Annotated in this window: 4 protein-coding genes and 1 pseudogene; all 5 read right to left on the bottom strand. The window is 54.4% G+C overall.

Going from position 1 to position 6,461, the window contains the following annotated elements; translation table 11 throughout:
* The coding region (locus ABX962_RS26565) for a sulfatase (protein ID WP_372723903.1) at positions 1-1,372 on the bottom strand (1,372 nt) is incomplete at its 3' end.
* A gap of 34 nt (positions 1,373-1,406) precedes the next feature.
* A complete protein-coding gene (locus ABX962_RS26560; RefSeq protein ID WP_372723901.1) occupies positions 1,407-2,405 on the bottom strand; it encodes a family 43 glycosylhydrolase in 999 nt (332 codons plus the stop codon).
* 224 nt (positions 2,406-2,629) lie between these two features.
* Complete coding sequence (locus tag ABX962_RS26555; protein WP_372723900.1) at positions 2,630-4,438, bottom strand: arylsulfatase; 1,809 nt, start codon at positions 4,436-4,438, stop codon at positions 2,630-2,632.
* A 427-nt stretch (positions 4,439-4,865) separates the two neighbouring features.
* Positions 4,866-5,951, bottom strand: coding sequence for an alginate lyase family protein (locus ABX962_RS26550; RefSeq protein ID WP_372723898.1), 1,086 nt, complete (start codon positions 5,949-5,951; stop codon positions 4,866-4,868).
* Positions 5,952-6,209: 258 nt separating this feature from the next.
* Positions 6,210-6,461, bottom strand: a pseudogene (locus tag ABX962_RS26545) (right-handed parallel beta-helix repeat-containing protein); the annotation flags it as partial.

Raw genomic sequence — 6,461 nt, 5'->3', positions numbered from 1 at the left:
GGCGGCTGTTTTGAGAGAGCTCTTTTTCAAACGCGACTATGTGTGCACGCAGCCGCGCGACGACGTCTGGATTCGCCTTCGCTACATTCGTGGTTTCGCCAATGTCCTGCTGTAAATCGAAAAGCACCGGCGATGCAGCACGCTTCCCCTTCGGCTTGCCTAAATGCAGTTTCCATTGGCCGGAACGTACCGCAACAAGCGTGTCCCCCTGATGGTAGAAGAACGCCTTGTGAGGAGATTTTCCGCTTTCAGCCAGTACCGGCCAAATATCCTTGCCATCGATCACTCGGTCACTTGGAACTTCAGCACCGGCCAATTTGGCGAAGGTCGGCAGTAGATCCATGGTGGTCATGATTTCATGATTATCAACACCCGCCGGTATTTTTCCTGGCCATCGAATCACGGTCGGTTCACGCATTCCGCCCTCGAACGTCGATCCTTTTTTGCCTTTCAGCGGAGTCGCCTTGCCGATCGACGGGCCGTTGTCGGATGTAAAGATCACTAGCGTGTTGTCGTCGATGCCGTTCTGTTTGAGGGCGTCAAGAATCTGTCCGACCGACCAATCGATTTCGCTGATCGCGGACGAATAAATCTGATCCCGCGTTTTGTAGTCGATCGTCTTGTTCGGTTCTTCCCGAGCGAGTTTCGCCTTCAGCGGCTCAGGAACCGATTTCATAAAGGGAGGCGAAACGTGAATCGGCCGATGGGGGATGGGGTGTGGGATGTAAACAAAGAACGGGGTGTTCTTGTTGGATTCGATGAAGCTTACCGCCCGCTGGGTGATTCGCCGCGTCAGGTAGTCGGCGTCGGGGTCGGTTTCAATCACCGTCTCGCCATCGAGCAACGGCAGTGGCGGGAAATGGTGCTTCTTCTGATTGGTATGGAACGGGTGGATGTCATGGCTGTAGGGAAGTCCGAAGAATTCGTCAAAGCCCTGCCGGGTCGGGAGGAAGGCGGGTTGGTCGCCAAGGTGCCACTTGCCGAACATCCCCGTTTTGTACCCCGCCGTCTTCAGCACTTCGGCAATGGTTATCTCTTCAGGATTCAGACCCTTGGAGTCCGCGGCAAGCAACACCCCAAAGTTAGAGCCGGTGGCCATATCGATTCGTTTGGGATAGCAACCCGTCATCAAAGCAGCACGCGAGGGTGTACAGACAGGTGCAGCCACGTAGAAGTTGGTCAGTCGTGCGCCCTCGGCCGCCATCTGGTCAATCCTCGGCGTGTCAACATGTTGCCCGCCAAAACAGCTGAGATCGCTGTAGCCCTGGTCGTCGGTAAAGATCACCACGAAGTTGGGTTTGCTGTCCGAGGCCAACACTGCACTGGCACCGGAGAACAGCAGAAAAGCAATCACCGTGAGGAAGCGTTTCATTGATTTCATCGATATCGACTTGCTAGTTATGTTCTTACTCGTTGTTGGCGGACCCAGGATTTGGGCTAACCTTGCAATCAAAACGCCTGATACAGGGCAGCTTGTGTTGTGTCCCGATTTCGAGCCCCCATTGGGGCAGTTCACCTTCGCTGCGATTGGTAAACGCTTCGGGGCGATAAAATCCACCCGCTACGGGGCCATCAACAACATCGTGCGTTTTCGAAAAATGAACGCCATCCGCCGCATACTGAATCGTGTTCGTGATCTCTTCGGGGCCGGTGGTCCCGATCATCGCTGCGACGCCCGTAGCCTGGGGCCAAGCCAATACAGCATGGTTTCCTGGGATCACCGGGTTTTCAGGATGTTTCACATAGGGTCCTTGCGGGTGATCTGCAATGGCGAGCCCCATCTGAGTATGTGCGGGTTTTTTGCCCAACTGCCGCCCCTTGTAGTAGAGCCAATATTTCCCCTCCCGCACCATCAAGCAGGCATCGTCAACCAGATGGCTATCAAAGTCCGCCGGGTTGTCGCCATTTTTCAATACGGGGTTGGTGGCCAGACGTTCCCAGGGGCCGTCGGGAGATTCCGATACCGCGATACCGATTTTTGAATCCGGCATCACTTTCGGAGCGATAGAGATGCCGGAGAAAAACAGCCAGTACTTTCCCTCCGCAACAAGGATATTGGGAGTAAAGACACTGGCCTCGTCCCAGGAACCCGAACCAGGCTTCCCTTTCCCTAGTGCCATCCCTTTTTCGGTCCAGTTGTGGCCATCAGACGAGGTGGCATACCAAACCGTTGCATCGTAACCGCTTTTGGTTGGCCCCTTCGAATACCACACATAGTAAAGCTCACCGACCTTGATGACATCGCTCGGATCGCGACGCATCACACCGTCTTCTGCACCAATCCCGGTCACGTCGGAATGCGACACCGTCACCGTTCCCATTTCGCTTCTCGATGACTCAGCGAACGTTTGAGCCTGAGCCGCGAACGCGATCAAAAGACCGATTAAACATGGTACCGTTTTCATTATCCTTTTCTCTTTCGACTAGTTTTTGATCTGCGTTTGATATCGAGAGCCTGCGACTGTTTCTGATTCCGCCAGTAGCGTGAATAACGCGAGGGTGAAGAGAGTTGGCTGTTTCTCATCAGAGGTCAGTGGCATGCTGGATGGCTTCGTATTGCTTACTCGCTTCGACGTTCACCGTCTTGCGACGGTAGCAACGCAGTTTTGCAAAAATGGCTTGAGATCGGTCAAATCGCTTCGACTTCGGTAAAGTAGGCTCCGCCCGCGCGTCCCTTGGCGTCATACAGATAGGTCACCAATTCGGTGGGACCCGCTGGCAGTTCCAGCTCAAACACCACTCCCTGGCTCTGCGGGGCGACGGTTTGTTCTACGGTTTTGCCAGCGATCTCGATTTTTGCTCGCTCAGCAACCACGACTTTGTTGGCTTCTTTGGGAAACTGACGGAGCGTGATTCGATAGCGGCCGGCCTGCTTCACTTCGATCATCCAGGGTCCGGTGACCTTGGGAAGTTTTCGGATGGAAGTGAAGTTCCACGGTGGGTTTCCGGTGGGCATGAACCAATCCTGCGAGCAAAGGACGGTCGGGTTCTCGGCTGGATTACCGACATCGATTCGAACCGGCGTCAACCTAGGCGAAACCTTGTCCCAAAACGGTTGGTAAAGTTCACGCAATTTCGCCACCACTTCGGGATGATCCGCAGCGACATTGGTTCTTTGCGTGGGATCGGTCTGGATGTCATACAGGGCTTGGCCGTCGGAATTGACCAATCGCCATCGCTCGGTCATCACCACCGAATATTCAAACGGCGCCGAAGGCAGCGTGCTGCCTCCGGCCCCGCCGTGGAATTGCACCACGTGATGATCTCGCGGCCATGGCTGACCCGGTTTGTCGGGCTTCAAAGTGCTGTCTGAATCAGAGACGCTGCTTGGCTGAGCGACGCTGAGCAGCGGTTTCAGCGAGACTCCGTCGGGCCGGTAATCTTCGGACACTGGAATACCGCAAAGGTCTGCTAGCGTCGGCAACACATCAATATGGGCCGCGAGTGTTTCGATATCCTTGCCCCCGTTCAGCCCGCCGGCGGGCCAATGGATAAAGAACGGTACACGATGACCACCGTCGTAAACCGATGACTTCTTGCCTCGCATCCCCGCGTTGTAGCCCACGATTGCCTCCGAGTCCAAGCCTTTGAACTTCGCACCGGCAGCGGTCCCATTGTCGGTCATGAAAATCAGGATCGTGTTCTCGGTCAGCCCCAGCTCACTGAGCCGTTTGCGCAAGATCCCCATGTTGTGATCGATATTGGCGATCATTCCGTAGAAGTTCGGGTTGGCCACCGATTTGTTGCCACTATAGGGTTCGGCCCATTCGGGCGGAACGCGATAGGGTCCGTGCGGTGCGTTCAAAGCGAGATACAGAAAGAACGGTTGGTCCTTGTGCTCGTCTACAAATCGAATGCCTTCTCGGAACCAAACGTCGGTGCAATAGCCTTCGAACGGCTCGAACTTTCCATTGCGTTCGTAGATGTCGTCAAAGTAGTCGTTGCCCCAGTGATCCGAAGCCTGCCCCACACCGCCGCAACGATGCCAGACGACATCCTGAAACCCGCGATCTTGTGGCCGATGAGGAGCGTTGTCACCGAGATGCCACTTCCCAACCATGCCGGTAGCGTATCCATTTTCGGCAAATAGATTCGCCACTGTTTTTTCGTCACGATGCAGCATCGTGCGTCCCGAACTCGTGCGGTACGCTCCCGAGTAACCAGGATGGTTACCCGTCATCAACGCCGCCCGTGTCGGTGTGCAGAACGGACTGACGTGGAAGTCGGTGAAACGAATCGATTCGGAATAGAGATGATCGATATTCGGCGTCTTCAGAATGGGATTGCCGTGGCAACCGAGGTCACCGTAGCCCTGATCGTCGGTCATGACGAGGATGACATTGGGCTTGGCGTCAGTATCAGCTCCGGTCCCAGTATTGGCAGCAAGCAATTGGACGCACCCAACGCCAATCACGAAAATCAGGTTCAGAAGTTTCATTTTTGCTTCTTTCGTCGAGTCTTTGTTGCTGGAATCGGTGGGGCCGCAATTGATTGGACCTTCGTCGAACAAGCCGGAGTCGATTGACTTATTCGCTGAGGCCGAAAGCAGCGACGGTAGCGACATTCGATCTCGCCGCGTGGGACGAGCACCGGTGACGCGCAGCAAGCATCATGCGGGTGGAAGGAGGGCGTTACAAGCAATGCATTATCCTTCGCCGGATCGGTTCATTCGAGACGTATCTACGACATGCAGTTAATGATTTGCGTCATTTTCCCGCCCTTGGCGAGATGCGGCCTCTCATTTCGGCCTTACCACAAGCTCATTTTAGCGAAGTACTTTGCATGATAATGTTCGAATCCGCCGGCGTCCCCACTTTAAGACGCCGTTTACAAGAAGACATTATCGGATCGCAGGCGTTGTGCGCTTATTCGCTTGCAAACATCAACGTGTCCCATCGCAACGAGCTGAAACCCCCTTCGCGATTGTTGCGACGATTGCGGTTGCGGCGACCGCGTGAACGAGAGCCATCGCGATCGCCTTCGCGGATCTTCATCACCGCTTGCTGTGTGAATTCCGCTGGGAAACCTTTGCGGTGGTAATAGTGGTTGTAGACTCGTTCATACATCGGACGTAGTCGCCCTCGGTCTTCTGAGATTTGCTTGTAGTGGTAGCGTCCCTCGACACTGCGAAACGGTTCATAGCGAACGTCGAATCCTAGGTTGTATTTCGCGGTGTACTCGAACCCGAGTAACAAGCGATTGTCCTTTGCAGCGTACAAATCGATGCCTTGATTCCAAGCCGTCTCGCAAGTGTTGGCGAGAAACTCTAATCCCATTTGGGTGTGGGCTTGATCGCGTCCCGATTCCTGGCACTCACCAAAGTCGTTGAAATAATTTCCAATCGCACCGTTGCCTTCGCCGTCAAGGAAATAATTCACTGCCCGATCAAACATCTCGCGATCGTCCAAGAAAACGCCCATCGCAATCATCGTTTGTAACATCGACGCGTCCCAATTGCCGTTGGCCGTTGGATAAAAGTCTTTGATGATCGGATACCATACGTTGCGAGCCATCTTGCGAAATTGTTCCTGTTTCGCTTCGGGCCATCCATCCCAGGTGTGTCGCAACAACTCGGCGGCGTTACAGAACAGATGCCCTTCCATGCCGACGAGCAACCTGGCGTCGTGATTCGTGATCGTCTTGAGTGTCGAGGACCATGCATCAATGATTTCGGCTGCTTTATGGGCATGCTGCGGGTCGCCAGACAGCACCCAGCGTAGCGACTGCGTATAGGCGGCCGCGGCATCATTGGAAAATTCCGACGAACCGATATTGGGATTGTTGCTTGGACCTCGCTCGACATGAGCCCTTGGGTTTGGTTGGTAATCCAGGCTAGCGATACGCGAATCCTGCAGTCGTTTCCACTCGCCCGCCCAGGGTTGTTCGCCGGCAGCGATCTTGGCTCTGACAAACTCGATACGTGCGGCACTGTGTGCGATGCCCGGGTGCACGAAGTTCTTCCCCTTCGAGCGATTAGCATCGGTTTGCAACCGTACTGCTCGCGTTGCCTCGTCAGCGCGGCAGCAGCAAGACCCCCAGATGCAAACAAAGAGCATAGCAGTGACGCCGATACGGGGTTTTATTGTTCGCACGTGAGGCATCATGATTTTCAAAGGCGTCTAAATTGGTTGTTTCGAAAATGACTGTGGTTTCGATCTTAGCCGAAAATACCAATACTTCCACCTGTGTTATCCGATCAGACCGTGCTCTCATATTGATGAATCCGGTGACGTCTCGGATCTTAGCCCCATTTCGGACACGTCGATTGGTTTGATACCCATTTTCAGTGCGGGCGAATTCGGTTGAAACCGAAAATCTCCATTTTCTGGATCAATGAACATCGGATCAACTGCTCGGCTATGAGCGTCCACACCATCGCTCCGTTGCTTCGCAAGCATCTCGTCGCCTAACGTCGGGTCGGCCATGCAGTAATAGATGTTGTAGTCGGTGTCGGCATCCGC

Origin of the sequence: Novipirellula sp. (assembly GCF_041583735.1) — a bacterium.
Classification (GTDB): domain Bacteria; phylum Planctomycetota; class Planctomycetia; order Pirellulales; family Pirellulaceae; genus Novipirellula.
The sequence above is the reverse complement of the archived record's forward strand: the minus strand, read 5'-3'. Positions and strand labels throughout refer to the sequence as shown.